Annotated in this window: 23 protein-coding genes; 9 read left to right on the top strand and 14 right to left on the bottom strand. The window is 60.5% G+C overall.

What is annotated here, in order from left to right; genetic code table 11:
* Window position 1: 1 nt before the first annotated feature.
* From accB to HYX42_RS07195, 3 genes are all read right to left on the bottom strand, one after another.
* Window positions 2–457: an acetyl-CoA carboxylase biotin carboxyl carrier protein gene (gene accB, locus HYX42_RS07205; RefSeq protein WP_293402424.1), complete on the bottom strand. Its 456-nt coding sequence runs from the start codon at window positions 455–457 to the stop codon at window positions 2–4.
* Between the two features lie 384 nt (window positions 458–841).
* Window positions 842–1,378 (bottom strand): TlpA disulfide reductase family protein, encoded by a 537-nt coding sequence (locus tag HYX42_RS07200; protein ID WP_293401335.1) that lies wholly within the window; start codon window positions 1,376–1,378, stop codon window positions 842–844.
* Between the two features lie 19 nt (window positions 1,379–1,397).
* Entirely contained in the window at window positions 1,398–2,006 is a 609-nt protein-coding gene (locus HYX42_RS07195; RefSeq protein ID WP_293401333.1) for a hypothetical protein, read from the bottom strand.
* Window positions 2,007–2,084: 78 nt separating this feature from the next.
* Here HYX42_RS07195 and mpl point away from each other — a divergent pair, with 78 nt between their 5' ends.
* Window positions 2,085–3,512: a UDP-N-acetylmuramate:L-alanyl-gamma-D-glutamyl-meso-diaminopimelate ligase gene (gene mpl / locus HYX42_RS07190; RefSeq protein WP_293401331.1), complete on the top strand. Its 1,428-nt coding sequence runs from the start codon at window positions 2,085–2,087 to the stop codon at window positions 3,510–3,512.
* 213 nt (window positions 3,513–3,725) lie between these two features.
* Here the strand turns inward: mpl and HYX42_RS07185 are convergent, their stop codons facing one another.
* From HYX42_RS07185 to rodA, 4 genes are all read right to left on the bottom strand, one after another.
* On the bottom strand, window positions 3,726–4,037 hold the full coding sequence (locus tag HYX42_RS07185) for a hypothetical protein (RefSeq protein ID WP_293401329.1): 312 nt from the start codon (window positions 4,035–4,037) through the stop codon (window positions 3,726–3,728).
* Window positions 4,038–4,142: 105 nt separating this feature from the next.
* Window positions 4,143–5,288 carry a 3-deoxy-7-phosphoheptulonate synthase gene (locus HYX42_RS07180; protein WP_293401327.1) on the bottom strand — a complete coding sequence of 382 codons (1,146 nt, stop codon included), beginning with the start codon at window positions 5,286–5,288 and terminating at the stop codon, window positions 4,143–4,145.
* Between the two features lie 345 nt (window positions 5,289–5,633).
* Window positions 5,634–7,169 (bottom strand): metalloprotease TldD, encoded by a 1,536-nt coding sequence (tldD, locus tag HYX42_RS07175; protein WP_293401325.1) that lies wholly within the window; start codon window positions 7,167–7,169, stop codon window positions 5,634–5,636.
* A gap of 78 nt (window positions 7,170–7,247) precedes the next feature.
* The gene (rodA, locus tag HYX42_RS07170) at window positions 7,248–8,402 is read right to left on the bottom strand and encodes a rod shape-determining protein RodA (RefSeq protein ID WP_293401323.1); all 1,155 of its coding nucleotides are present in this window, start codon (window positions 8,400–8,402) and stop codon (window positions 7,248–7,250) included.
* A 63-nt stretch (window positions 8,403–8,465) separates the two neighbouring features.
* Between rodA and HYX42_RS07165 the strand changes: the two genes are divergently transcribed.
* From HYX42_RS07165 to HYX42_RS07150, 4 genes are all read left to right on the top strand, one after another.
* Window positions 8,466–9,056: a YqiA/YcfP family alpha/beta fold hydrolase gene (locus tag HYX42_RS07165; protein ID WP_293401321.1), complete on the top strand. Its 591-nt coding sequence runs from the start codon at window positions 8,466–8,468 to the stop codon at window positions 9,054–9,056.
* Between the two features lie 74 nt (window positions 9,057–9,130).
* Window positions 9,131–11,212 (top strand): RNB domain-containing ribonuclease, encoded by a 2,082-nt coding sequence (locus HYX42_RS07160; RefSeq protein ID WP_293401319.1) that lies wholly within the window; start codon window positions 9,131–9,133, stop codon window positions 11,210–11,212.
* Window positions 11,213–11,272: 60 nt separating this feature from the next.
* Window positions 11,273–12,121 carry a TonB C-terminal domain-containing protein gene (locus tag HYX42_RS07155; RefSeq protein ID WP_293401317.1) on the top strand — a complete coding sequence of 283 codons (849 nt, stop codon included), beginning with the start codon at window positions 11,273–11,275 and terminating at the stop codon, window positions 12,119–12,121.
* A 39-nt stretch (window positions 12,122–12,160) separates the two neighbouring features.
* A complete protein-coding gene (locus tag HYX42_RS07150) occupies window positions 12,161–12,913 on the top strand; it encodes a transglycosylase domain-containing protein (RefSeq protein ID WP_293401315.1) in 753 nt (250 codons plus the stop codon).
* A 20-nt stretch (window positions 12,914–12,933) separates the two neighbouring features.
* On the opposite strand, the gene HYX42_RS07145 is transcribed toward HYX42_RS07150, so the two are convergent.
* The gene (locus tag HYX42_RS07145; protein WP_293401313.1) at window positions 12,934–13,920 is read right to left on the bottom strand and encodes a tripartite tricarboxylate transporter substrate binding protein; all 987 of its coding nucleotides are present in this window, start codon (window positions 13,918–13,920) and stop codon (window positions 12,934–12,936) included.
* Between the two features lie 222 nt (window positions 13,921–14,142).
* Between HYX42_RS07145 and HYX42_RS07140 the strand changes: the two genes are divergently transcribed.
* The 4 genes from HYX42_RS07140 to HYX42_RS07125 all read left to right on the top strand — a co-directional run bounded on the left by HYX42_RS07140 (window position 14,143) and on the right by HYX42_RS07125 (window position 17,039).
* Entirely contained in the window at window positions 14,143–14,754 is a 612-nt protein-coding gene (locus HYX42_RS07140) for a lysophospholipid acyltransferase family protein (protein WP_293401311.1), read from the top strand.
* On the top strand, window positions 14,754–15,734 hold the full coding sequence (locus HYX42_RS07135) for a phosphatidate cytidylyltransferase (RefSeq protein ID WP_293401310.1): 981 nt from the start codon (window positions 14,754–14,756) through the stop codon (window positions 15,732–15,734). Before HYX42_RS07140 ends, HYX42_RS07135 begins: the two co-directional genes overlap by 1 nt.
* Window positions 15,735–15,739: 5 nt before the next feature.
* Entirely contained in the window at window positions 15,740–16,252 is a 513-nt protein-coding gene (ruvC, locus tag HYX42_RS07130) for a crossover junction endodeoxyribonuclease RuvC (RefSeq protein WP_293401308.1), read from the top strand.
* Between the two features lie 283 nt (window positions 16,253–16,535).
* Window positions 16,536–17,039, top strand: a complete 504-nt coding sequence (locus HYX42_RS07125) for a hypothetical protein (protein ID WP_293401306.1) — start codon at window positions 16,536–16,538, stop codon at window positions 17,037–17,039.
* Between the two features lie 35 nt (window positions 17,040–17,074).
* Here the strand turns inward: HYX42_RS07125 and HYX42_RS07120 are convergent, their stop codons facing one another.
* The 6 genes from HYX42_RS07120 to HYX42_RS07095 all read right to left on the bottom strand — a co-directional run bounded on the left by HYX42_RS07120 (window position 17,075) and on the right by HYX42_RS07095 (window position 22,728).
* Window positions 17,075–17,251: a hypothetical protein gene (locus HYX42_RS07120; protein ID WP_293401304.1), complete on the bottom strand. Its 177-nt coding sequence runs from the start codon at window positions 17,249–17,251 to the stop codon at window positions 17,075–17,077.
* Window positions 17,252–17,274: 23 nt separating this feature from the next.
* Window positions 17,275–18,198: a UDP-3-O-acyl-N-acetylglucosamine deacetylase gene (gene lpxC, locus HYX42_RS07115; RefSeq protein ID WP_293401302.1), complete on the bottom strand. Its 924-nt coding sequence runs from the start codon at window positions 18,196–18,198 to the stop codon at window positions 17,275–17,277.
* A 182-nt stretch (window positions 18,199–18,380) separates the two neighbouring features.
* Entirely contained in the window at window positions 18,381–19,610 is a 1,230-nt protein-coding gene (gene ftsZ / locus HYX42_RS07110) for a cell division protein FtsZ (protein ID WP_293401300.1), read from the bottom strand.
* Window positions 19,611–19,764: 154 nt separating this feature from the next.
* Complete coding sequence (gene ftsA / locus HYX42_RS07105) at window positions 19,765–20,994, bottom strand: cell division protein FtsA (RefSeq protein ID WP_293401298.1); 1,230 nt, start codon at window positions 20,992–20,994, stop codon at window positions 19,765–19,767.
* Between the two features lie 4 nt (window positions 20,995–20,998).
* On the bottom strand, window positions 20,999–21,802 hold the full coding sequence (locus HYX42_RS07100) for a cell division protein FtsQ/DivIB (protein WP_293401296.1): 804 nt from the start codon (window positions 21,800–21,802) through the stop codon (window positions 20,999–21,001).
* Complete coding sequence (locus tag HYX42_RS07095; RefSeq protein ID WP_293402422.1) at window positions 21,799–22,728, bottom strand: D-alanine--D-alanine ligase; 930 nt, start codon at window positions 22,726–22,728, stop codon at window positions 21,799–21,801. The genes HYX42_RS07100 and HYX42_RS07095 overlap by 4 nt, the downstream gene beginning before the upstream one ends.
* Between the last annotated feature and the right edge of the window lie 117 nt (window positions 22,729–22,845).

Below are 22,845 nucleotides of genomic sequence, written 5' to 3'. Positions count from 1 at the left end.
ATCACTCAATGGTGAAGAGGGGCTGTCCATACTCCACGGCCTGGCCGTTTTCGCACAGGATCTTGGTGACCGTACCGGACTTGTCGGCCTCGATCTCGTTGAGGATCTTCATCGCCTCGATGATGCAGATGGTCTCACCCTCCTTGACCACGCTGCCGACCTCGACATAGGCCTTGGCGCCGGGTGCCGAGGACCGGTAGAAGGTGCCCACCATGGGCGACTTGACGGCGTGGCCGGCAGGTGCAGCCGGGGCGGCTTCAGCGACTGGAGCCGCCGCGCTGGCAGCAGGTGCGGCCGCCGGTGCTGCTACCATGGCCATGGCCGGTTGCTGCATCACAAGCGGTGCGCCGCTGGATTTGACGATGCGGACCTTGCCTTCGGCTTCGGTGATTTCGAGTTCGGACACATTGGACTCTGAGACAAGGTCAATCAGGGTCTTGAGTTTTCTTAAATCCATGGGGTCTCCAACGACGGTAGATGCCAGCGCGATCGGGTCGCTGTCAGGCTGTTGAGGCTTTTTAATCTGCATGTCACTCCGCGAGTGATATGACTGCGAATCGAAGGGCGGCACAAGGCCATTCTTCGTTAACTTTCGCTTACTTTCAGCTTTTACCCTTTAAAGCAATTGAAGGTCTTTTAAACGGCTGCAAGGCATTAAGCCACAGCGTCAGACCCGACCGGGAAAGCGCAGAGTGTACATCATGCAAGAGGATGTAAATCGGAAAATCGGCGGCGTTACGATTTTCGCGATAACCATCTTTAGATGACTTTTAAATTACTTTTGTCGTAATTTAGATGAGATACGCCACGGGCACCTGATTCAGATCCCAGATCTCAGATCTCAGGCTGCCGCCCATAGTTTGAGCTCTTCCGGCGTCACTTTGCCAATTTTGCGGTGCTGCACCTGCCCCGCCGCATCAAATACAACCGTAAACGGCAGGCTGCCTGCCGTGTTACCCATGGCCTTGCTGAGCTCAGTACCGCCCAGCCCCGCCATGCCGACCGCAAAATCCAGCGGTTTGGCCTGCAGCCATTTGCGGACTGCGCTCGGCTGGTCGACGGCCAGGCCCAGCAATTGCCAGCCCCTGGCCTTGTTGGCGACATAAAAACTGTTGAGCAGGGGCAACTCTTCAATACAGGGCGGACACCAGGTTCCCCAGAAATTGACCAGCAGCGGCTTGCCGCGAAAGGTATTCATGGTCAGCGGCCGGCCATCCGGCGTATCAAAACTCAGGCTCCAGAAGGGGTCGGCGCCGTTGGCCGAAGCAGAAACCGCCGAAACGGTCTGGTGCGGCTGAATCTTCCGCCACGCCACGCCAGCCCCGGCTGCGGCGGCGACTGCGGCAGCGCCGCCGTAGAGCATGCTTCTGCGATTCATATATATATAGGTGGTCCGCTCAGGTGGCTTCAGGCTGGTTGCTCTGCATGGCCACCAATTTTTGCACGGCGGCGATATCGCCCCGGGGCGTACGGCCTTTGGCGTCGGGCCTGAGCGCACCGCGCAGGTCGTTGTGGTCATACACCATGAAATGCACACCCACATTTTCATCGAGCGGCTTGCACAGGCTGCTCAGGCTCAGCGCCTCAACGCTGCCACCGGTAAAGCCCTTGACGGTGCGCGGCTCGTAATCAACGTTGTGTTCAATCAGCGCTATTTCGGCTGATTTGGGGTCATCACAGAACAACTGTATATATATGTCGGACAGCCGCGTGGCCGTTCCGTGCCAGACCGCACCGGCCAGATACGGCCGGAAGCCGCTCATGCGCTGCATCCATACCAGCGCCAGTTCGCGCAGGGCGCGCAGTTCGACAGGCTGGGTGTCGGCGCAAAAGATGGCGATGTATTCCAGCACTGCGTCCTCTATCAGGTCGTTGCCCGGCAGCTCGGTGCGCTGCGGCAGGGCCATCTGCTTGACGGCGCGGCGCTTGGCCTGGCCGTACTCCAGCCCTTCTTCCACGACCAGCGCAGCGGCGGTGGCGGCAATTTCGGATTGGAGTGTGTTCACGGTCTGATGCAAATGTCGGGCAAAAGAGGAGTTTAGGCCACGGCCGCCAGCATGCAGCCGCCTTCTAGAATACCCGCCATGCACATACATATTCTGGGGATTTGCGGCACTTTCATGGGCGGCCTGGCGGCGCTCGCGCGCGAGGCCGGCCACAAGGTGACGGGTTGCGACACCGGCGTCTACCCGCCCATGAGCGATCAGCTCCGCGCCCTGGGGATAGAGCTGATCGAAGGCTACAGCGCCGACCAGATGGCGTTTGAACCGGATGTGTTTGTGATCGGCAATGTGGTCTCACGTGCACGTTTGCCCGATGGCAGCGCCAAATACCCGCTGATGGAAGCCATATTGAACAGCGGCCTTCCGTACACCAGCGGCCCGCAGTGGCTGTCCGGCCATGTACTGCATCACCCCACGCACCATGCGACCGGCCCGCGCCATGTGCTGGCCGTCGCAGGCACACACGGCAAGACGACAACCACGGCCATGCTGACCTGGATTCTGGAAAGCGCAGGCCTGAAGCCGGGCTTTTTGGTCGGCGGCGTGCCTTTGAATTTCGGCGTCTCGGCCCGTTTGGGCGAAGGCAACACCTTTGTCATTGAAGCCGATGAATACGACACCGCCTTCTTCGACAAGCGCAGCAAGTTTGTGCACTACCGCCCGCGCACGGCCATCCTCAACAATCTTGAATTCGACCACGCCGACATCTTTGACGACCTCCCGGCCATCGAAAGGCAGTTTCACCATCTTGTGCGGACCGTGCCGTCACAGGGTAGTGTGGTCGTCAATGCGCAGGAAGCCAGCCTGCAGCGCGTGCTCGACAAGGGCTGCTGGAGTGAGCGGGTACTCTTTGGCAGCAGCCCATCGAATGTTGAAGGCTTCACCGCCGACGGCGAACCCAACGACTTCAGGGTGCTGAAAGCCGGCAAGCCTGTGGCCCGCGTGCAGTGGGCCGTCAGCGGCGTGCACAACCAGCTCAATGCGCTTGCCGCCATTGCCGCAGCCGAACATGTGGGCGTGGCGCCCGAAGTGGCGGCCGAAGCACTGGCGAGCTTCCAGAACGTCAAGCGCCGCATGGAAGTGCGCGGCGTGCTGCACCAGGGCGGCGGTGATATCACAGTCTATGACGACTTCGCCCATCACCCGACGGCCATACACACCACGGTGGACGGCCTGCGCCGCCAGCTCAACGCGGCAGGCAAAAAGGCCGACCGTATCCTCGCCATCTTCGAGCCGCGCAGCAACACCATGAAGCTGGGCACCATGACCGCCCAACTGCCGTGGAGCCTGGAAGCCGCAGACCTGGCGTTCTGCCATTCAGGCGGCCTTGACTGGGATGCGCAGGCTGCCCTTGCCCCCATGGGCACGCGGGCACAGGTGGCCGGCACGATTGATGAGGTGGTCAATCAGGTGAAGGCGGCTGCACGGCCTGGCGACCATTTGCTGTGCATGAGCAATGGCGGTTTTGGCGGCATTCACGCCAAACTGCTGACGGCGTTGAAAACCTGAAAACCGGCAATGTTAAGTTGCAAGTTAACAAATCGCCAAAATGTTAACCTGCAACTTAACATTTTGGTGTTTTGACGGTCTGGACAGGCTCAAAACCCGAAAAATTGGTTTAAAAAGGCCATTTTTAGAGGCTCAATCGGCCTCCAGACCAATAAACATGTACGTGGGCAGCTATAAAAATAGTAGCAAACAGAATGCCGGATCGGGTTGAAGTCAGTAGCTGATGCTCAGCGAGCCGACATCCACGTGCACCACCGGCTTGCCCAAAGCGGCGCTGGCGGCTCGCGCAAACTCATTCGACCATTTCGGCTCGGCAAACTTCGCCAGGCCTGCCGCTTCAGCGACGACGACCACCTTGTCGGCGGTCAGCAGCTTGCCCGTCGGGCGCAGCGGCTCGCAACCCATCTGCGTGAACTGGTCGTCCAGCCACCAGCGCGCCACATCGTGCGGCATGGGCTGGACTTCATTGAGGTCGATGCGCACCGGCGGCGCACCCTTGAATGTCACGCTGACTTCACTGCGCATGGCCGCTCCTTGCTGTATCGACTATGGATGTCACAGCGCGATGGTCGGCACTTGAAGGCTGGGCGGCAATTCGCGGAAACCCGCAAGCTGCCGCCGGGCTGGCGCTTACTTTTTAGCGCGGCGCGTCTCAACGGCCTGCGACAGCACATCCAGCACCTTGAGCGAATCGTCCCACGACAGGCAGGCATCGGTGATGCTCTTGCCGTATTCGAGCTTGCTGGAATCGTCCTTGCCCGGCGTGAACTTCTGCGCGCCGGCGTGGAGGTGGCTTTCGACCATCAGGCCGAACACCTGTTTCGAGCCGCCAGAAACCTGGTTGGCGATGTCGCGCGCCACGTCGAGCTGCTTTTCATGCTGCTTGGAGCTGTTGGCGTGGCTGCAGTCGACCATCAGCGTGGCCGGCAGTTTCGATGCTTCGAGCTCCTTGCAGGCCGCCGACACGCTGGCCGCGTCGTAATTGGGGGCCTTGCCGCCGCGCAGGATCACGTGGCAGTCGGGGTTGCCGTTGGTCTGGACGATGGCGACCTGTCCATTTTTATGCACCGACAGGAAGTGATGCCCGCGCGCCGCCGCCTGGATGGCGTCGGTCGCGATGCGGATGTTGCCGTCGGTGCCGTTCTTGAAGCCTATGGGCGCCGACAGGCCGGATGCCAGTTCGCGGTGCACCTGGCTTTCAGTCGTGCGCGCACCAATCGCGCCCCAGGCAATCAGGTCGCCGATGTACTGGGGTGAGATCACGTCCAGAAATTCACTCCCCGCCGGCAGGCCGAGACGATTGATCTCGATGAGCAGCTGGCGCGCGATGCGCAGGCCTTCGTCGATGCGGAAGCTCTCGTCGAGGTAAGGGTCGTTGATCAGGCCCTTCCAGCCGACGGTGGTACGCGGTTTTTCGAAGTACACACGCATCACGATTTCCAGCGTGCCGGCGTATTTTTTGCGCTGCTCCATCAGGCGGCGTGCGTATTCAAGAGCGGCGACCGGGTCGTGGATGGAGCAGGGGCCGATGACAACCAGCAGGCGGTCGTCAGTGCCGGCCATGATGTTGTGGATGCTCTTGCGGGTATTGCTGATCAGCGATTCAACGGGCGTGCCGCGAATCGGGAAGAAGCGGATCAAATGCTCTGGAGGGGGTAACACGGTGATGTCCTTGATGCGTTCGTCGTCGGTCTGGCTGGTTTTTTCGACGCTCGCATACCAGCTCTCGCTGGCTGGTTTGGACGGATTCGCTGTGGGGGTGGCTGGAGCATTCATCGCAATCTTCCTTCTTTGATTTCCTGAAACTTCAATGACTAAACAGTAAAAACGATTTGAAACCGGGCAAAAAAAAACCGCCGGGGGTCCGGCGGTTTTGAGAATCTTGTTGCGTTTTTTGAGGTTACGCGAAAGTCTCTCGACGGCCGGAGGCGGTTGAGAACCAAAAGTAACCAAAATAAAACGTTGCGGAGTGCATAAGCTGAAATGTAGCACAGCTTGAAATGGGGCCCAAAATACCTCTGCCGTTTTCAGATCAGGTGTGAACGCGAAGGCCCGCCGCAGACAGTGCTACAGCACGGCAAGGCGAGCCGACAAAGTGCACGCCTGATCTGGAAACGGCAATCAGGCCGTGCCGCCCACGGTCAGGCCATCAATGCGCAGGGTCGGCTGGCCGACGCCCACAGGCACGCTCTGGCCTTCCTTGCCGCAGGTGCCGACACCGCTGTCGAGCTGCATGTCGTTGCCCATCATGGTCACGCGGGTCAGTGCATCCGGGCCGTTGCCGACAATCGTTGCGCCCTTGACCGGATAAAGAATCTTGCCGTTTTCGACCCAGAAGGCCTCGCTGGCCGAGAACACAAACTTGCCCGAGGTGATGTCGACCTGACCACCGCCGAAATTGGTGGCGTACAGGCCCTTCTTGATGCTGGCAACGATTTCTTCAGGCGCCTTGTCGCCGCCCAGCATGTAGGTGTTGGTCATGCGCGGCATGGGCACATGGGCGTAGCTTTCGCGGCGGCCGTTGCCAGTCGGCTTGACCTTCATCAGGCGCGCATTGAGCGAGTCCTGGATGTAGCCCTTCAAAATGCCGTCCTCGATCAGCACATTGCGCTGGCTGGCATTGCCTTCGTCATCAACGTTGAGCGAACCGCGGCGGTCGGCAATCGTGCCGTCGTCCAGCACTGTCACGCCCTTGGCCGCGACGCGCTGGCCGATCTTGCCGGCAAATGCGCTGGAGCCCTTGCGGTTGAAGTCGCCTTCAAGCCCGTGGCCAATCGCTTCGTGCAACAAAATACCGGGCCAGCCGGAACCAAGCACCACCGTCATCTCGCCTGCCGGTGCAGGGCGCGCTTCGAGGTTGGTCAATGCCGCCTTGACGGCATCGGCCACGTACTGGCCGATCTGCTCGTCGTCGAAATAGGCCAGGCCGAAACGGCCACCGCCGCCGCCAGAACCCATCTCGCGGCGTACCTCGCCGCCTACCTTTTTCTCGGCAATCACCGTCACGCTCAGGCGCACCAGCGGGCGCACATCGGCGGCCAGCGTCCCGTCTGCGCGCGCGACCATGACGACGTCGTATTCACTGGCCAGCCCGGCCATCACCTGCACGATGCGCGGGTCTTTGGCCTTGGCGAGTTTTTCAACTTTTTCCAGCAGCTTGACCTTGGCCGTGCTGTCCAGCGTGGCAATCGGGTCCAGGTCCTGGTAGAGCGAGCGGCTGCTGGCCACCTTGCGGCCCGGCGTCTTCACACGGGCAGATTTGCTGGCGGCGGCGATGCTGCGCACGGTGCGGGCGGCGTCGAGCAGAGATGCGTCGGAAATATCGTCGGAATAGGCAAAGGCGGTTTTTTCGCCGCTCACCGCGCGCACACCCACACCCTGGTCAATGCTGAACGAACCGGTCTTGACAATGCCTTCTTCAAGGCTCCAGCCTTCGCTGCGGGTGTACTGGAAATAAAGGTCCGCATCGTCCGCGCCGTGGGAGGTGATTTCGCCAAGTGCCCGGCTCAAATGCGCTTCTGTCAGGCCAAAGGGCTTGAGCAGCAGGTTTTGCGCAATCTCCAGCCGTTCGGACGTTGACGCTGCGGTCGGCCTGACCGTGGAAGACGTCGTGGAAGCGTTGAGTTTTGAGGCCGGGGAAGAGCGGAGTGAGGTCATCAGGCCATTGTAGGCAGTCCGGCCTTATGGCGCGCCGGAAAGGGTATGCCGCGTTTTCAGGCCGTCAGGGCCAGGTGCTCATGACTGGACCAGCCGCTTGGCCTTGGCAATTGACATCAAAATCCCCACCGCCAGCCCCAACGTCACCATGGCCGTGCCGCCATAGCTGATGAAGGGCAGCGGCACACCCACCACCGGCAGGATACCGCTGACCATGCCCATATTGACAAAGGCATAGGTGAAAAAAATCATGGTCACGGCACCAGCCAGCAGGCGGGAAAACAGCGTGGGCGCCTCCATCGCAATCGCCAGCCCGCGCAGGATGAGAAAGATAAAGGCGGCAATCAGTAGCAGGTTGCCAGCCAGGCCGAATTCTTCTGAAAAGGCTGCAAAGATGAAGTCGGTCGTGCGCTCGGGAATAAATTCAAGGTGGGTCTGCGTCCCGGCCATGAAACCCTTGCCAAACACGCCGCCAGAACCAATGGCAATCATGCCCTGGATGATGTGAAAACCCTTGCCCAGCGGGTCACGCGACGGGTCCAGCAAGGTGCATATGCGCTGCTGCTGGTAATCATGCAGGATGGGCCAGCGTGCCCCGTCAGCGCACAGGCGCGGTTCGAACCAGACGACCAAAAAGACGGCGACCAAGCCCAGCACGACTGGCGGGGCAATCAGCTTCCAGCTCAGGCCGGCAAAAAATATCACGGCCAGGCCTGCAGCCAGCACCAGTAGCGAGGTGCCCAGGTCGGGCTGCTTCATGATCAGCCCGACCGGCACCACCAGCAGCATTCCGGCCACCAGGAAGTCCAGCGGGCGCAACTGACCTTCACGTTTCTGGAACCACCAGGCCAGCATCAGCGGCATGGCGATCTTGAGGATCTCGCTGGGCTGTATGACCACGCCCACATTGAGCCAGCGGCGTGCACCCTTTTTGGTGATGCCGAAAATCGCCACCGCCACCAGCAGGGCAACGCCAAAAACATAAAGCGGCACGGCAAACGCCATCAGGCGCTGGGGCGGCACCTGCGCCACCACAAACATGATGGCGCCGGCAATCAGCATGTTGCGGCCATGGTCCACAAAACGGGTGCCGTGGTCATAACCCGACGAATACATGATCATGAGGCCCGCGCAGGCCAGCAGGAAAACCGCAAACGCCAGCGGACCGTCAAAGCCCTGAAACATCGGCATGGAACGCTGGAAAAGGGAAGGTTTGTCGAAAACTGCGGCCATGATGCGGATTATCCGTCAGCTACCCATACGGCCACAGCGAAGGCCATGCCTTTACGATAGGCCATGCCCACCACCCACCTGCTCTACCTCCACGGCTTTCGCTCATCACCGCAGTCCGTCAAGGCACAAAAAATGGCCGCACTGGTGGCCAGCGGGTACCCGCAAGTGACCTGGTGGTGCCCGCAACTGCCCCCCTCGCCCAGACAAGCCATGCAGGAGGTCATGGACACCCTCAAAACATGGCCGCATGGCGATGGCATGGCCGTGGTCGGCTCGTCCCTGGGCGGGTTTTACGCGACCTGGGTGGCAGGGCAGACGGGCTGCAAGGCTGTGCTGCTGAACCCGGCTGTTGAGCCCTCGCGTGACCTTGGCAAATACATAGGCGAGCAGACCTCCTGGCACGACCCGGCAGAGACTTTTTTCTTCCGGCCCGAATTTGTGGATGAACTGAAGGCCTTGCACGCTGGCCCGCTCAAGCATCCCGGCCACTACTTCGCCGTGATTGCCAAAGGCGATGAGGTGCTGGACTGGCGCGAAATGACAGCGCGTTACAAAGGTGCCCGGATCAAACTTCTGGAAGGCGGCGACCATGCTCTCAGCGATTTTGACGACCACCTGCCGGCCATCCTGGACTTCCTGGATCTGGCGCGCTAAGCCATTGCAGGTGGGCTGATTACACTGGATGCCCTTCTCCTGACGACATTTGAAGACATTTAAAGGCGCACGTTTTGTTTGTATTGTTTGAAGAAGCCGGCAAGTTCCTGGCTGGCCGCATTTTGTCCGAGGCTGACAGCTCACTGCAGGTCGAGCTGGACTCGGGCAAGCGTGTCAAGGTCAAGGCCGTCAATGCGCTGCTGAAATTCGAAAAGCCCTCGCCCGCCGAACTGGTGGCCGCGGGACAAAAGCTCAGCCAGGACATAGAACTCGAACTCGCCTGGGAATTCGCCAGCGACGATGAATTCGGCTTTGCCGACCTGGCACGTGACTACTTCAGTGCCGACGGCAAACCCGCCACGCAGGAGCAGCAGGTCGCCGCGCTCTTCAGGCTGTTTGAAGCACCGCATTACTTCAGGCGCGCCGGCAAAGGGCGCTTCAAGAAAGCGCCCGCCGAAATTTTGCAACTCGCACTGGCCGCCATTGAAAAGAAAAAACAGGTTGCGCTGCAAATCACCGCATGGGCCGAAGAACTTGCCCAAGGCGAGTGCCCGGCACCCATACGCGATCAGCTCTACAAAATTCTTTTCAAGCCCGACAAGAACAGCGCCGAATACAAGGCCGTGGTCGAGGCCTCGCGCAACACCCACACCGCCCCGCTGGACCTGCTGCAAAAAGCCGGCGCCATCACCTCGGCCTACCAGTTTCACTGGAAGCGTTTTCTCTTCGAAAACTTTCCCAAGGGTACGGGGTTTCCGGCGCTGCAGGCGCCCTCACACAAGGAAAAACTGCCGCTCGCCAATGTCAGGGCGTTTTCGATTGACGATTCGGCCACCACCGAGATTGACGACGCGCTTTCAGTGCAGGGCCTGGGCACGGGCACCGTCACCCTGGGCATACACATTGCCGCGCCGGGTCTGGCCGTGCTGCCGGGCAGCCCGATTGACAACGTGGGACGGTCGCGGCTGTCCACCGTTTACATGCCGGGCTACAAAATCACGATGCTGCCCGACGAGGTGGTGCAAAACTACACGCTGCAGGCGGGCCGCAACTGTCCGGCGGTCTCGCTCTATGTGACGCTGGACGAAGCGACGCTCGAAGTGCGCGGGACGGACACGCGCATTGAACAGGTGCCGATCGAAAGCAACCTGCGCCACGATGTGCTGGACAGCACCTTCACTGAAGCGTTTTTTGAATCTGCGCAGACCACGCCACCACCGGCGGATGTAGCCTGGGCCAACGAAATGGTGTTTTTGCACCAGTTGGCAAAACACCTGAAAGCGCAGCGCGAGATCGCGCGCGGCAAGCCCGAGAACTTCAACCGCCCCGACTACAACTTCAGGCTGGACAACCCTTCCGGCCAGGAGCCAATAGGCAACGAGGTCGTAAGCATCACAACACGCCACCGTGGCGCCCCGCTCGATCTGATCGTGGCCGAGGCCATGATCCTGGCCAACAGCACCTGGGGCCAGTGGCTGGCTGAGCTGGGCGTGCCGGGCATTTACCGCAGCCAGGCCAGCATGGCGCCCGGCGTGAAGGTGCGCATGGGCACGAAGTCGCTGCCGCATGCGGGCCTGGGCGTGAAAAGCTACGCCTGGAGCACCTCGCCGCTGCGCCGCTACACCGACCTGGTCAACCAGTGGCAGATCATTGCCTGTGCCAAAAACGGGCCGACGGCCGCGCTGGTTGCCCCCTTCAAGCCCAAAGACGCTGAACTGTTTTCCATCATCTCGGGTTTTGATGCGGCTTACAGCGCCTATAACGGTTTCCAGTCGGGCATAGAGCGCTACTGGACGCTGAAGTACCTGCAGCAACACGGCATCACCGAACTGACAGCGACCTCCTTCAAGGACAACCTGGTGCGCGCCGACGAATTGCCGCTGGTTCTGCCTGCCGCCGGCGCGCAGGGCCTGCCGCGCGGCGCCGGGGTGCGGGTACGGCTGGGTGAGATCGATGAGATCACGCTGGACGTGAATGGCACCGTGATAGAGCGCCTGGACGTGGTGGCTGACGCAGATGCCGTTACGGCCGAAGAGCTGGATGAAGAAGATGAGGAAACCCTGGCCTCAGGCCCGATCCTGATCGCTGTCGACATGAGTGAGCCCGCAACTGATGCGGCAGGTATGGCGACGGGTGTTGTTTCTTCTGCATCCTGAGCCGGGCGCGCAGCGGTTTTGTCCGCCCTGCAGGCGTTCTTCAGCCGATAATTGACCCCTGTGAAAACCTTCAGCACACTGCAAATCGCCCTGGGCGCGTCCGTCCTGGTTCACGCGGTGGTGCTGACAACGCGTTTTGTAGACCCGGAGAGCTTTAACCGGGTGTTCCAGGACACGCCGCTGGAGGTGATCCTGGTCAACGCCAAATCGAATGAAAAGCCCGAAGTGGCCAAGGCCATCGCGCAGGCCTCGCTGGCTGGCGGCGGTGAACTTGAAAAAGGCCGTGCCGCCTCGCCGCTGCCGCCGTCTGCCCTGACGGAGCTGGGCGATGCCGCCGAAGAGGCGCAGCGCAAGGTCGAGTCCATGCAGCAGCAGCAGACGCAGTTGCTGGCGCAGATCAAAAAAGAACTGGCCGCCATGCCGCCGCCTGACCCCACGCTATCGGCCAATGACCCGGCGCAGGCGCAGCGCGAAGAAAAGCGCAGGCAGTTGATCAAGATCCTGGCGGAAATTGAAAAGCGCATCAACGAAGAAAACGCGCGGCCCAAAAAGCGCTACATCAGCCCCGCCACACGCGAAGAGGTGTACGCCACCTATTACGACAACCTGCGCCGCAAGATAGAGGAAAAAGGCACGACCAACTTCCCCGAGCTTGCAGGCAAAAAACTTTATGGCGAACTGACCATGATCGTCACCGTCAATTTTGATGGCCGTATCCTGGCCACCGAAGTGGTTGAAACCTCCGGCAACCTGACGCTGGACAGGCGCGCGCAAACCATCGTCAGGGGTACCGGCCCCTTCGAACGCTTCAGCAGTGCCATGCGCCGGCGGGCCGACCAGATTGTGGTGGTCTCACGCTTCAGGTTCACCAGGGACGAAACGCTTGAAACCAAACTCACCAGCCGCTGAGTTGCACCGCATGGCCATCACCAGGAAAAATCACCTCGTATGAAAGCCTTGATGCGCCTGGTGGGGCTGATCGTGATTGCCGGGTTGGCCTTACAGCTGTATTTCGTGGCGCGCATCGCCGTGATGATTGCGGTCAACCCCGAGTCAACAGCCTTCCAGCGCTCGGAGACTTACCGCGTGGCCACCACTACCGGCAGCCTGAAATGGCGACAGCAGTGGGTGCCTTACGACAAGATTTCGGACAACCTCAAGCGCGCCGTCATCGCCTCTGAAGACGCGAGTTTCATCGAGCACGACGGTGTCGACATCGAGGCGCTTGAAAAAGCCTGGGACAAAAACGCAAAGGCCGAGCAGCGCGTGCAGAAGCAGGGCAGCCGGGCAACACCCTCGGGCAAGGCACAGCTTGCACCGGCGAAGGCACCGAAAATTGTGGGCGGCTCCACCATCACGCAGCAGCTGGCAAAAAACCTGTTTCTCTCGGGTGAGCGCACGCTGCTGCGCAAGGGCCAGGAACTGGTGCTGACCCTGATGCTTGAAATGATGCTGAGCAAGGAACGCATCCTGGAGATCTACCTCAACAGCGTGGAATGGGGCGAAGGCGTGTTCGGCGCCGAGGCCGCAGCGCAGCATTACTACCGCAAGCCCGCAGCCGGTTTGAGTGCCTATGAAGCCGCACGACTTGCCGTGATGCTGCCCCGCCCCAAATACTTCGAAACGCGCTCTGGTTCGGGTTACCTGGCCTCGCGTGCAGGCACCATCGCCGCGCGCATGGGCGGGGTCGAGCTGCCCTGAGTGCCCCGTCCGCAGGCTATTTATTCGCCTGATATGGACAGCGCGGTGATGGTGTTGGACCAGAGCTTGTAGTCCGCCTGCAGGATGTCGCGCAACTGCGTCGGTGTCACAGGTGCGCGCACCATGCCCAGGCCCTTCAGGCGCTCGGCCACTTCGGGCAAGGCTGTCACACGGTTGATTTCCTGGTTCAGCAGGTTTCTGCGGGTGGTGTCCATACCTTTGGCGGCAAACACGCCGTACCAGTTGGTAACTTCAAAGCCCTTCAGTGTCTCGGATGCGCTTGGAATGTCGGGCAACAGGTCAGAGCGTGTCGACTCGGTCACGGCAATAAGGCGTACCTTGCCGCTGCGGGCATGGGGCAGGAGCAGCGACGCACCACCGGCAAACATGTTGACCTCACCCTGCACCAGCGCAGCCACCGCCGGGCCACCGCCCTTGTAAGGCACGTGCACGATATCGAGATTGGCAACTTTGGCCAGCATGGCCAAAGTCAGGTGATTGTGCGAGCCCATGCCACCCGACGAATAGTTGAGCTTGCCCGGGTTGGCGCGTATGTAGGCGAGCAGTTCGGGAAAGGTTTTGACTGGCAGGTTGCTGGAAACCGCAATCACGTTGATCGCATAGGCCAGCATGGCCACGGTATCGAAGTCATTCATCGGGTCAAAAGGCAGCTTTTTGTAGAGACTGCCATTCATGGCATGGGTAGACATGGCGCCTATCTCCAGTGTGTAGCCATCGGCGGGCGAACGCGCCACAAGAGCGGCACCTATGTTGCCACTGGCACCCGCAACGTTCTCGACCACAAATGGCTGGCCTGCTGCAGGAAACATGTTCTTGCCAACCAGACGCCCCAGGATATCGGTCGAACCACCAGGAGAAAAAGGAACAATCAGCCGCACCGGCTTGTTCGGATAGGCACTGCGGTCCTGCGCGCCGGCGCCAAACGGAAGCAGCGCACCGGCCAGGCCAGCGCCCATCATGGCGCGGCGAATGTGTGAAAAAGTCATGAGGTCAGGATCTCCGTTATTTATGGTCGCTGGGGATGCATGCGCTTCAAATGTTGCTGAAGCCAGCTGGCCCGTTCAATGTTTTAATAGATAAAACAATGTATCTCTGAATATAACGATATTAACCCGCGGCCAAGCGCTGAAAAATAGGGGAAGTCCCCATGCAGGCACATGCCCCCAGCCCGGGGGTGAAAGGTCTCGACAGCCGCTTATCATTGCCCCATGCTCGCAAAGTTGATGGGTTGGTTTTTACTGGGCCTGATACGCCTGCTCACGGGCGCACAGGCGCGCTGGCTGGGTTGCCCGCCCAAGGCAGAGCAGCGCATTTATTTCGCCAACCACCAGAGCCATGCCGACCTGCTGCTGATGTGGGCCGCGCTGCCTGAAGAGCTGCGCAGCATCACTCGCCCCATTGCCGCGAAAGATTATTGGACCAAAACCGCCTTCAAGCAGTGGGTGACCACGGCGGTATTCAACGCCATCTATGTGGACCGCGCCAAGACCAGCGACCAGGACCCGCTGGAGCCGCTCATCGAGGCCCTGACCAATGGCGACTCCATCATCCTTTTCCCTGAAGGCACGCGCGGCAACCAGGAAGAGCCGCAGAGCTTCAAATCCGGCCTCTACAACCTGGCGAAAAAATTCCCTGATGTTGTGCTGGTTCCCGCCTGGATCAATAACGTGCAGCGCGTCATGCCCAAGGGCGAGGTGGTGCCGGTGCCCATTCTGTGCTCGGTCACTTTCGGCGCACCGATTGCGCTGGACGCCGATGAAGAACGCGGCCACTTTTTGACCCGCGCGCGTGATGCCGTGATGGCGCTGAGGGAAGCCTGATGAACAGCTTCCTGCGCAACCTCTCGCCGTCCAACCAGGTCGCGCTGCTCTTCGTCGTTGTGTTCGGCCTGCTGGCCATCATCAGCGTCGTTGCCTTTGTGATGGCCCTCAGGGACCACCGCGAAGACGATGTCTACACGCAGAAGCTGCGCGAGTTCAGCCGCCTGCTGCGCACCTCATGGGCCATGACCACCGTGTTCTGGGTCGGCTGGGCGCTGGGCGAGACTGTGGCGACTGTGCTGTTCGGGCTGGTCGCATTTTTTGCGCTGCGCGAATTCATCACGCTGTCGCCGACCCGCAAGGGCGACCACCGCAGCCTGGTGCTGGCGTTTTTTGTCGTGCTGCCGGTGCAGTTTGCGATGGTGATCACGCGCTCGTTCAATCTCTTTACGGTGTTCATCCCGGTCTATGTGTTTTTACTGCTGCCGGTGGTCAGCGCGCTGGCCGGTGACACACAGCGTTTTCTGGAGCGCAACGCCAAGCTGCAGTGGGGCATCGTCGTCTGCGTCTACGGTTGCAGCCACGTGCCGGCGCTGTTGCTGCTGAACTTTCCGCAGTACCAGGGCAAGAACGCCTTTCTGGTGTTCTTCCTGGTGTTTGTGGTGCAGAGCTGCATGATCGTGCAGCACCTGGTGGGCCGAAAGCTCAAGCGCCCACCCAGTGCGCCTGACGTCAGCAAAAGCTTTAACTGGACCAGCTGGATGATTGCCGTGGTCGTCGGCAGCCTGCTGGGCGGCCTGATGGCCGGGCTCACCCCCTTCAAGCCGGCGCAGGCCGTGGCGATGGCGTTTATTGCCTGCGTCTCCGGCTCGCTGGGGCACCTGGTCATGAAAGCGCTCAAACGTGACCGCGGCATTCCCAACTGGGGCAAACGCGGTATAGGCGTCACAGGCGCCAGCGGCCTGCTGGACCGGGTGGACGCGCTGTTTTTTGCAGCGCCTGTGTTCTTTCATTCGGTTCGCTGGTACTTTGGGGTCTGACCAGAATGAGAATTTTAGGCATCGACCCCGGCCTTCAGATCGCAGGTTTTGGCGTGGTGGACGTTGATGGGCATGAGCTGCGTTACGTCGCCAGCGGCACCATCACCACCAAACACCTGGACACCCGCAACCTGCCCGCGCGGCTCAAGGTGCTGTTCGACGGCGTGCGTGAAGTGATAGACCGCTACCAGCCCGACTGCTCGTCTGTGGAGATCGTCTTCGTCAACGTGAACCCGCAAGCCACGCTGCTGCTGGGCCAGGCACGCGGCGCCTGCGTGACGGCGCTGGTGTCTGCCAACCTGCCGGTGGCGGAGTATTCCGCGCTGCAGCTTAAAAAATCAATCGCCGGTTACGGCAAGGCCGGCAAGGCAGAAATGCAGCAGATGGTGATGCGTTTGCTCAAGCTGCCCGCCCTGCCGGGCAAGGACGCGGCAGATGCGCTGGGCCTGGCCATTACACACGCGCATGCGGGGCGCTCTGCCGGCCTGCTGGCTGCAGCTTTGGCGTCAGGCAGATGACTTAATGCTTCATATATAAAGCGTTAATTACTTAATGATTTATTTATGACACATTAAATGTTGAACAGGCAAATTTGACCTGTTTTAGCCCGCCAGAAGCGCCAAAAAAGGCCTTTTTGAGGCATTTTCAGAGGCCTTTTTGGTCTGTAGCCCTTTAAATACATGCGTGAGCAGCTACAAAATATATAGCAAACAAGGATCTGGCAAGACGATTTTCTTTACCGATGGCGGCACATTGCTCACCCGCCAGACTTTCCCCACCATCAACCACTGAGGAGACAAGATGAGAACCCCGCTTTTGACACCAGGCCTGGTGCTGATGGCATTTTTGACAGGTTGCGCCAACCTGCAGCCGGCCATTCCGGAGGGCTACACAGGCCCTAAAGCCACGGTCCGGGATTCAGGAATGCCCGTGGCCGGGAATCTGGCACACGTTTTTACCGTCAGTCAGGTTGACGGGCGATCCATCAGAAACAGCCGGGGAGCGACCCTGAGCGCCAACTATGGCAGAGGGTTTTCGATCACGCCGACCGTGATCGCGCGAGACGTTCCTGCAGGTAGCCTCAAGCTGACCTTGAGCGGACAGACCATGTATGCAGCACCCATCCTTGCCATGATGAACCCGACCTGCACGGTGGAAGGTGTGGTCGAAGTGTTTATTGAGAAAGACACGCCATATATCGTCAAGGGCTTGCTCGACCAGAACGCGTGTTCTGTCTGGCTGGAAGAGGACCGCGAATCCGGAAAAATCGTCGGGACCAAAATCACCGGACCTGGCGTGAAATAAGCCTGCTTCCGCGGGGCCTGAGGCCCGGATTGATGTCAGGCGATGCGCTCAAGCACCAGCACCGCGAAGAATCCCAGCCCGGCAAGAATCGTCCATTTGAGGATGATGAGGCCGATGCGCTTGAAGCGCGCCTGCCCTGTGCCAGCGTAGAACATGAAGGAAACGATGGCTGCAAGCAGCAGCAGGAAGATGAGCCAGCGAATAAGGAGCATGGGCGCTTGAATCTGCAGCCGGCCTACCAGGCCCTGGCCAGGGTGGCAAACCCTTGGGGCGCACGCTTTTCGTCATCGAAGGTGACGATTTCATAAGCATCGCTGCGGGACAGCAACTCGCGCAGCAGCTTGTTGTTCATCGCATGGCCGGAGCGGAAGGCGCTGTAGGCGGCCAGCAGCGGCTTGCCCAGCAGGTGCAGGTCGCCCATGGCGTCGAGTATCTTGTGTTTGACGAACTCGTCGTTGTAACGCAGGCCGTCGCTGTTGAGCACCTTGTAGTCGTCCATGACGATGGCGTTGTCCAGCCCGCCGCCGAGCGCCAGGCCGTTGGCGCGCATCATCTCGACATCCTTGGTAAAGCCAAAGGTACGGGCGCGCGCAATGTCGCGGGTGTAGGAGCCGCTACCCATATCAAATTCGACGCGCTGGCCGGTCGAATCCACCGCCGGGTGGGCAAAGTCAATTTCAAAACTGAGCTTGTAGCCGTCATAGGGCGTCAGGCGCGCCCACTTGGTCGAAGCGCCCTCGCCCTCGCGCACTTCCACCGGCTTGATCACGCGCACAAACCGCTTGGGCGCATCCTGCAGCGCAATGCCTGCCGACTGCAGCAAAAATACAAATGAAGAAGCCGAACCATCGAGAATGGGCACTTCTTCGGCCGTGATGTCAACATAGAGGTTGTCGATACCGAGGCCGGCGCAGGCCGACATCAGGTGCTCGACGGTATGGACCTTGGCGTGGCCGGTCGAGATCGTCGATGCAAGTCGCGTGTCGGTCACGGCGATTGCAGAGATCGGAATGTCCACCGGCTGGGGCAGGTCAACACGCCTGAACACAATGCCTGTATCGGGCGCGGCAGGCCGCAATGTCAGCTCAACCCGCTGGCCGCTGTGCAGGCCCACGCCTACTGCCTTGGTCAGGGACTTGAGTGTTCGTTGTGCAAGCATGCTGCTATTTTAAAGAGGGCAGATAAACCGTACGTAAAGCACGGTCGATGCTGTCGTCATTGCGCCGGGCGCGCATGACAAGGCGTCATCCCGGGCTTGACCCGGGATCCATGACCCCAGCCCCGTAAGCAGGAGCGGGATCATGGATTGCGGATCATGTCCGCAATGACAGTTGCGGGTTTTTAGTCTGCCTGTTTACGGAGAAACGCCGGGATCTCGAAGTCATCCATACCGCCAGAAGCCAGCGCATCGACCTTGGCTGCGGCCTGCGTACGGTTGGTGCGCCAGACGCTTGGCACAGCCATGTTGCCGTAGTCAGGCTGCGCCGTTCCCATCGAAGGCTGCGCCACGTTACCGCCACCAGCCACCGAGTTCAAGGTAGGCACGTTGAAAGGAACGTTGTCGGTGCCAGTGCGCAGCACCTGCAGCGGCGGGGCCGTGCGACGCACGCCCTGGCGGCTCAGGCCGGTGGCCACCACGGTGACGCGTATGTCTTCGCCCAGCTCGTCGTCATAAGCTGTTCCGTAGATCACATGCGCATCAGGCGATGCGTAGGCGCGTATGGTGTTCATCGCCAGCCTGGATTCGCTCAGCTTGAGCGAGCCTTTGGCGGCGCTGATCAACACCAGCACACCCTTGGCGCCGGACAGGTCAATGCCTTCGAGCAGCGGGCAGGCCACTGCCTGCTCGGCCGCGATACGGGCACGGTCAGGGCCGTTGGAACGCGCAGTGCCCATCATGGCCTTGCCGGGTTCACCCATGACGGTGCGCACGTCTTCAAAGTCGACGTTCACATGGCCCGGCACATTGATGATCTCGGCAATGCCGCCGACGGCGTTTTTCAGCACGTCATTGGCATGGGCAAAGGCTTCGTCCTGCGTGACGTCGTCGCCCAGCACTTCGAGCAGCTTTTCGTTCAGCACCACGATCAGCGAGTCGACATTGGCTTCCAGCTCGGCCAGACCCAGGTCGGCGTTGGTCATGCGGCGGCCGCCTTCAAACTCGAAAGGCTTGGTCACCACACCGACGGTGAGGATGCCCATTTCCTTGGCGATGCGTGCAATCACGGGTGCTGCGCCGGTGCCGGTACCACCGCCCATGCCGGCGGTGATGAACAGCATGTGCGCGCCGTCGATGGCCGTGCGGATGTCGTCCACGGCCAGCTCGGCTGCATCACGGCCCTTGTCAGGCTTGCTGCCCGCACCCAGTCCGGTGCCGCCCAGCTGTATGGTCTTGTGTGCGCTGCCGCGGCTGAGCGCCTGCGCGTCTGTGTTCGCGCAGATGAACTCGACGCCCTGGACGCCGCAGTCAATCATGTGCTCGACGGCATTGCCGCCGCCGCCGCCGACACCAATCACCTTGATCTGTGTGCCCTGGTTGAACTCTTCGATTTCAATCATTTCGATGCTCATGGGGAGCCTCCGTTTCAGTAATTTGCAGTTGCCAAAAATTTATGAATCTGTTGTTGTATTGACGTGTTTTCATGAAGGTGGGTCTGCGCCCCCTGACCGCGTGCATCTGGGGGCCGCCCGAATCAAACCAAAAAAGTGTTTCATTCATTGCCCCTTAGAAATTACCGACAAACCAGTCCTTGACCTTGCCGAAAGCGTTGTGAACGCTGCCCGCCTTCTGCGCGACCTTGTAGCCGCGCATGCGCGCCATGCGTGCCTCCTCGAGCAGGCCCATGACCGTGGCGGCGCGCGCCTGCGCGACCATGTCCGACAGGGCGCTGGAGTAACGCGGAATGCCGCGCCGCACCGGCTTCAGAAAAATGTCTTCACCCAACTCGACCATACCGGGCATCACGGCGCTGCCGCCAGTGATGACGATGCCTGACGACAGCACTTCCTCGTAACCCGACTCGCGGATCACCTGCTGCACCAGCGAATAAATCTCTTCAATACGCGGCTCGATCACGCCAGCCAGCGCCTGCTTGCTCAGCATGCGCGGTGCGCGGTCGCCAAGGCCCGGCACCTCGACCTGCGTGTCGGGGTCTGCCAGCAACTGCTTGGCGTAACCACTTTCGACCTTGATGTCTTCTGCGTCCTTGGTCGGGGTGCGCAGCGCCATGGCAATGTCACTGGTGATCAGGTCGCCAGCGATCGGGATGACGGCCGTATGGCGGATTGCACCGCCCGTGAAGATGGCCACGTCGGTCGTGCCTGCACCTATATCCACCAGCGCAACACCAAGCTCCTGCTCGTCCTGCGTCAGTACGGCCAGGCTGGAGGCCAGCGGGTTCAGCATCAGCTGGTCCACTTCAAGCCCGCAGCGGCGCACACACTTGATGATGTTTTCAGCCGCGCTCTGCGCACCGGTGACGATGTGCACCTTGGCTTCAAGACGGATACCGCTCATGCCTATGGGTTCGCGCACGTCCTGGCCGTCAATGACAAACTCCTGCGGCTCGACCAGCAACAGGCGCTGGTCGGTCGAGATGTTGATGGCCTTGGCGGTTTCAATCACGCGCGCCACATCGGCCTGCGTGACTTCCTTGTCCTTGACCGCCACCATGCCGCTGGAATTGATGCCGCGTATATGGCTGCCGGTGATGCCGGTATAGACACGCGCAATCTTGCAGTCGGCCATGAGCTCGGCCTCTTTCAGCGCCTGCTGGATGCTCTGCACAGTGGCATCGATGTTGACCACCACACCGCGCTTGAGCCCGTTGCTGGCGGCAATGCCGAGGCCGGCGAGTTTGAGCTCACCGCCGGGCAGGACTTCCGCCACCACGACCATGACCTTGCTGGTACCAATGTCCAGACCCACCACGAGATCTTTGTATTCTTTGGCCATATCGTTACCTTTTGACTTTCCTGTCCTCTTTGTCACCTGGGTTGATGGTGGTGACCCCTCTTAACCGGATGGCGTAACCGTTGCCGTAGCGCAGGTCGGCTGATTCGAAATCCTTGCCGTATTTGGCGGAGACCTGGGTGAAGGTCGAGATGAAGCGTTGCGCGCGCGCCTGGATTTCATCCAGCGAGCCATGACCCAGCTCAAGCGCTGCGCCGGTGTCGAGCCGGGCGCGCCAGCTGCCCTGGCCGGTAAGCTCAAGACGCGTCACGGCGGTATCCAGCTTGTCGAACAGCGGCGCCAGCATCTGGTAGGCCTGCAGCACCAGCCCCGACTGGCCTTGCGGGCCGGCCAGCTCGGGCAACTCTTCGGCTTCGACCTCGCCCTGGTTGGCTTCAAACACTTCACCAAAACTGTTGACCAGGCGCGATTCGCCTTCGGGGCCCCAATAGGCGATAGGCTGGTGCTCCTGCAGCACCACCTTGAGCCGGTTCGGGAACTGGCGCTTGACCACAGCCTTGCGCACCCAGGGCACCGACTCAAACACGGCGCGCGTGCGGCCCAGGTCCACCGTAAAAAAGTTTCCGGCCAGCCGCGGCGCAACGTTGGCGCGAAGGGTGACGGCGTTGTTGTGCGCGAGGTCGCCCTGAACGCTGATGGCGCCCAGGTTGAACAGGGGCTGGCGTACCAGCCAGGCCACAGCTACCGCCAGCACCATGGCCACAAACGCCAGGATGAACAGGGCCGACAGGCCGTTCATGAACCTGACATCGGCCGGTATCTGGATGGGCTGTGGCGTTCTGCGGCTCAAGCGGCGCCCTCCTGTTTGTAGTCGAGTGCTGCGGTCTTCAGCAGCTCAATGCACAGGTCTTCATAGGACAGGCCTGCAGCACGCGCCGACATGGGCACCAGCGAATGCCCGGTCATGCCCGGCGAGGTATTGATCTCAAGCAAATATGGCTTGCGAGTGGTCCTGTCTATCATCACGTCGGCCCTCGCCCAACCGCGGCAATTGAGCGTGCGGTAGGCCTTGACCACCATGTCCTGGATGACGGCTTCTTCACCGGCGGGCAGACCGCATGGGACGATGTACTGCGTGGTGTCCGTGAAGTATTTGTTCTGATAGTCGTAATTGCCTTCAGGTGCAACGATGCGAATGACCGGCAAGGCCTTTGCGTCCGGACCGCTGCCCAGCACCGGGCAGGTCACCTCATCACCTGAAATGAACTGCTCGCAGAGGATGTCGGCATCGAGCTTTGCAGCCTGCTCAACGGCTGCGGCCATACCGGATGCGTCCACAACCTTTGTCAGGCCTATGGAAGAACCCTCACGCGCAGGTTTCACGATAAGCGGCAAGCCCAGCGTGGTGGGTACGGCATCAACGTCAGCAACGCTGTAGGCACCACGGCGCAGCAATACATATTTGGGGGTGGGCAGGCCTTCAGCGAGCAGCACACGTTTGGTCATGACCTTGTCGATGGCCATGCTGGAAGCCATCACACCGGAGCCGGTATAGGGAATGCCCAGCAGCTCGAGCGCGCCCTGCACCGTGCCGTCTTCACCGAAGCGGCCATGCAGTGCAATGAAGCAGCGATCAAAGCCCTCTTTTTTGAGTTCACCCAGATCACGTTCTGCCGGATCGAATGCGTACGCATCCACACCGCGCGACTTGAGCGCCTGCAAGACACCACTGCCCGACATCAGCGAGATTTCGCGCTCGGCAGACATCCCGCCCATCAACACAGCGACTTTACCGAATATGGCCCCCACGCTTTCCACTTCGTGTGATGCGCTGCCCCCCGGGGGGGCTGTGCTTGCTTGGGGCGGCCCTGCGCGGCGCACGTTGTCGGCATT

The sequence above is a fragment of the Polaromonas sp. genome (genome assembly GCF_016185115.1).
In the GTDB taxonomy this organism is placed as follows: domain Bacteria; phylum Pseudomonadota; class Gammaproteobacteria; order Burkholderiales; family Burkholderiaceae_C; genus Polaromonas.
The sequence above is the reverse complement of the archived record's forward strand: the minus strand, read 5'-3'. Positions and strand labels throughout refer to the sequence as shown.

What these genes read in the sequence shown, in the direction of transcription:
- ftsZ (WP_293401300.1), bottom strand. Translation starts at nt 19,610, where the DNA reads ATGAGCATCGAAATGATTGAAATCGAAGAGTTCAACCAGGGCACACAG.
- accB (WP_293402424.1), bottom strand. Translation starts at nt 457, where the DNA reads ATGGATTTAAGAAAACTCAAGACCCTGATTGACCTTGTCTCAGAGTCC.
- ruvC (WP_293401308.1), top strand. Translation starts at nt 15,740, where the DNA reads ATGAGAATTTTAGGCATCGACCCCGGCCTTCAGATCGCAGGTTTTGGC.
- HYX42_RS07150 (WP_293401315.1), top strand. Translation starts at nt 12,161, where the DNA reads ATGAAAGCCTTGATGCGCCTGGTGGGGCTGATCGTGATTGCCGGGTTG.
- HYX42_RS07145 (WP_293401313.1), bottom strand. Translation starts at nt 13,920, where the DNA reads ATGACTTTTTCACACATTCGCCGCGCCATGATGGGCGCTGGCCTGGCC.
- ftsA (WP_293401298.1), bottom strand. Translation starts at nt 20,994, where the DNA reads ATGGCCAAAGAATACAAAGATCTCGTGGTGGGTCTGGACATTGGTACC.
- HYX42_RS07095 (WP_293402422.1), bottom strand. Translation starts at nt 22,728, where the DNA reads ATGGGCGGGATGTCTGCCGAGCGCGAAATCTCGCTGATGTCGGGCAGT.
- HYX42_RS07185 (WP_293401329.1), bottom strand. Translation starts at nt 4,037, where the DNA reads ATGCGCAGTGAAGTCAGCGTGACATTCAAGGGTGCGCCGCCGGTGCGC.
- HYX42_RS07180 (WP_293401327.1), bottom strand. Translation starts at nt 5,288, where the DNA reads ATGAATGCTCCAGCCACCCCCACAGCGAATCCGTCCAAACCAGCCAGC.
- mpl (WP_293401331.1), top strand. Translation starts at nt 2,085, where the DNA reads ATGCACATACATATTCTGGGGATTTGCGGCACTTTCATGGGCGGCCTG.
- HYX42_RS07135 (WP_293401310.1), top strand. Translation starts at nt 14,754, where the DNA reads ATGAACAGCTTCCTGCGCAACCTCTCGCCGTCCAACCAGGTCGCGCTG.
- HYX42_RS07200 (WP_293401335.1), bottom strand. Translation starts at nt 1,378, where the DNA reads ATGAATCGCAGAAGCATGCTCTACGGCGGCGCTGCCGCAGTCGCCGCC.
- HYX42_RS07120 (WP_293401304.1), bottom strand. Translation starts at nt 17,251, where the DNA reads ATGCTCCTTATTCGCTGGCTCATCTTCCTGCTGCTGCTTGCAGCCATC.
- HYX42_RS07125 (WP_293401306.1), top strand. Translation starts at nt 16,536, where the DNA reads ATGAGAACCCCGCTTTTGACACCAGGCCTGGTGCTGATGGCATTTTTG.
- lpxC (WP_293401302.1), bottom strand. Translation starts at nt 18,198, where the DNA reads ATGCTTGCACAACGAACACTCAAGTCCCTGACCAAGGCAGTAGGCGTG.
- HYX42_RS07140 (WP_293401311.1), top strand. Translation starts at nt 14,143, where the DNA reads ATGCTCGCAAAGTTGATGGGTTGGTTTTTACTGGGCCTGATACGCCTG.
- tldD (WP_293401325.1), bottom strand. Translation starts at nt 7,169, where the DNA reads ATGACCTCACTCCGCTCTTCCCCGGCCTCAAAACTCAACGCTTCCACG.
- HYX42_RS07165 (WP_293401321.1), top strand. Translation starts at nt 8,466, where the DNA reads ATGCCCACCACCCACCTGCTCTACCTCCACGGCTTTCGCTCATCACCG.
- rodA (WP_293401323.1), bottom strand. Translation starts at nt 8,402, where the DNA reads ATGGCCGCAGTTTTCGACAAACCTTCCCTTTTCCAGCGTTCCATGCCG.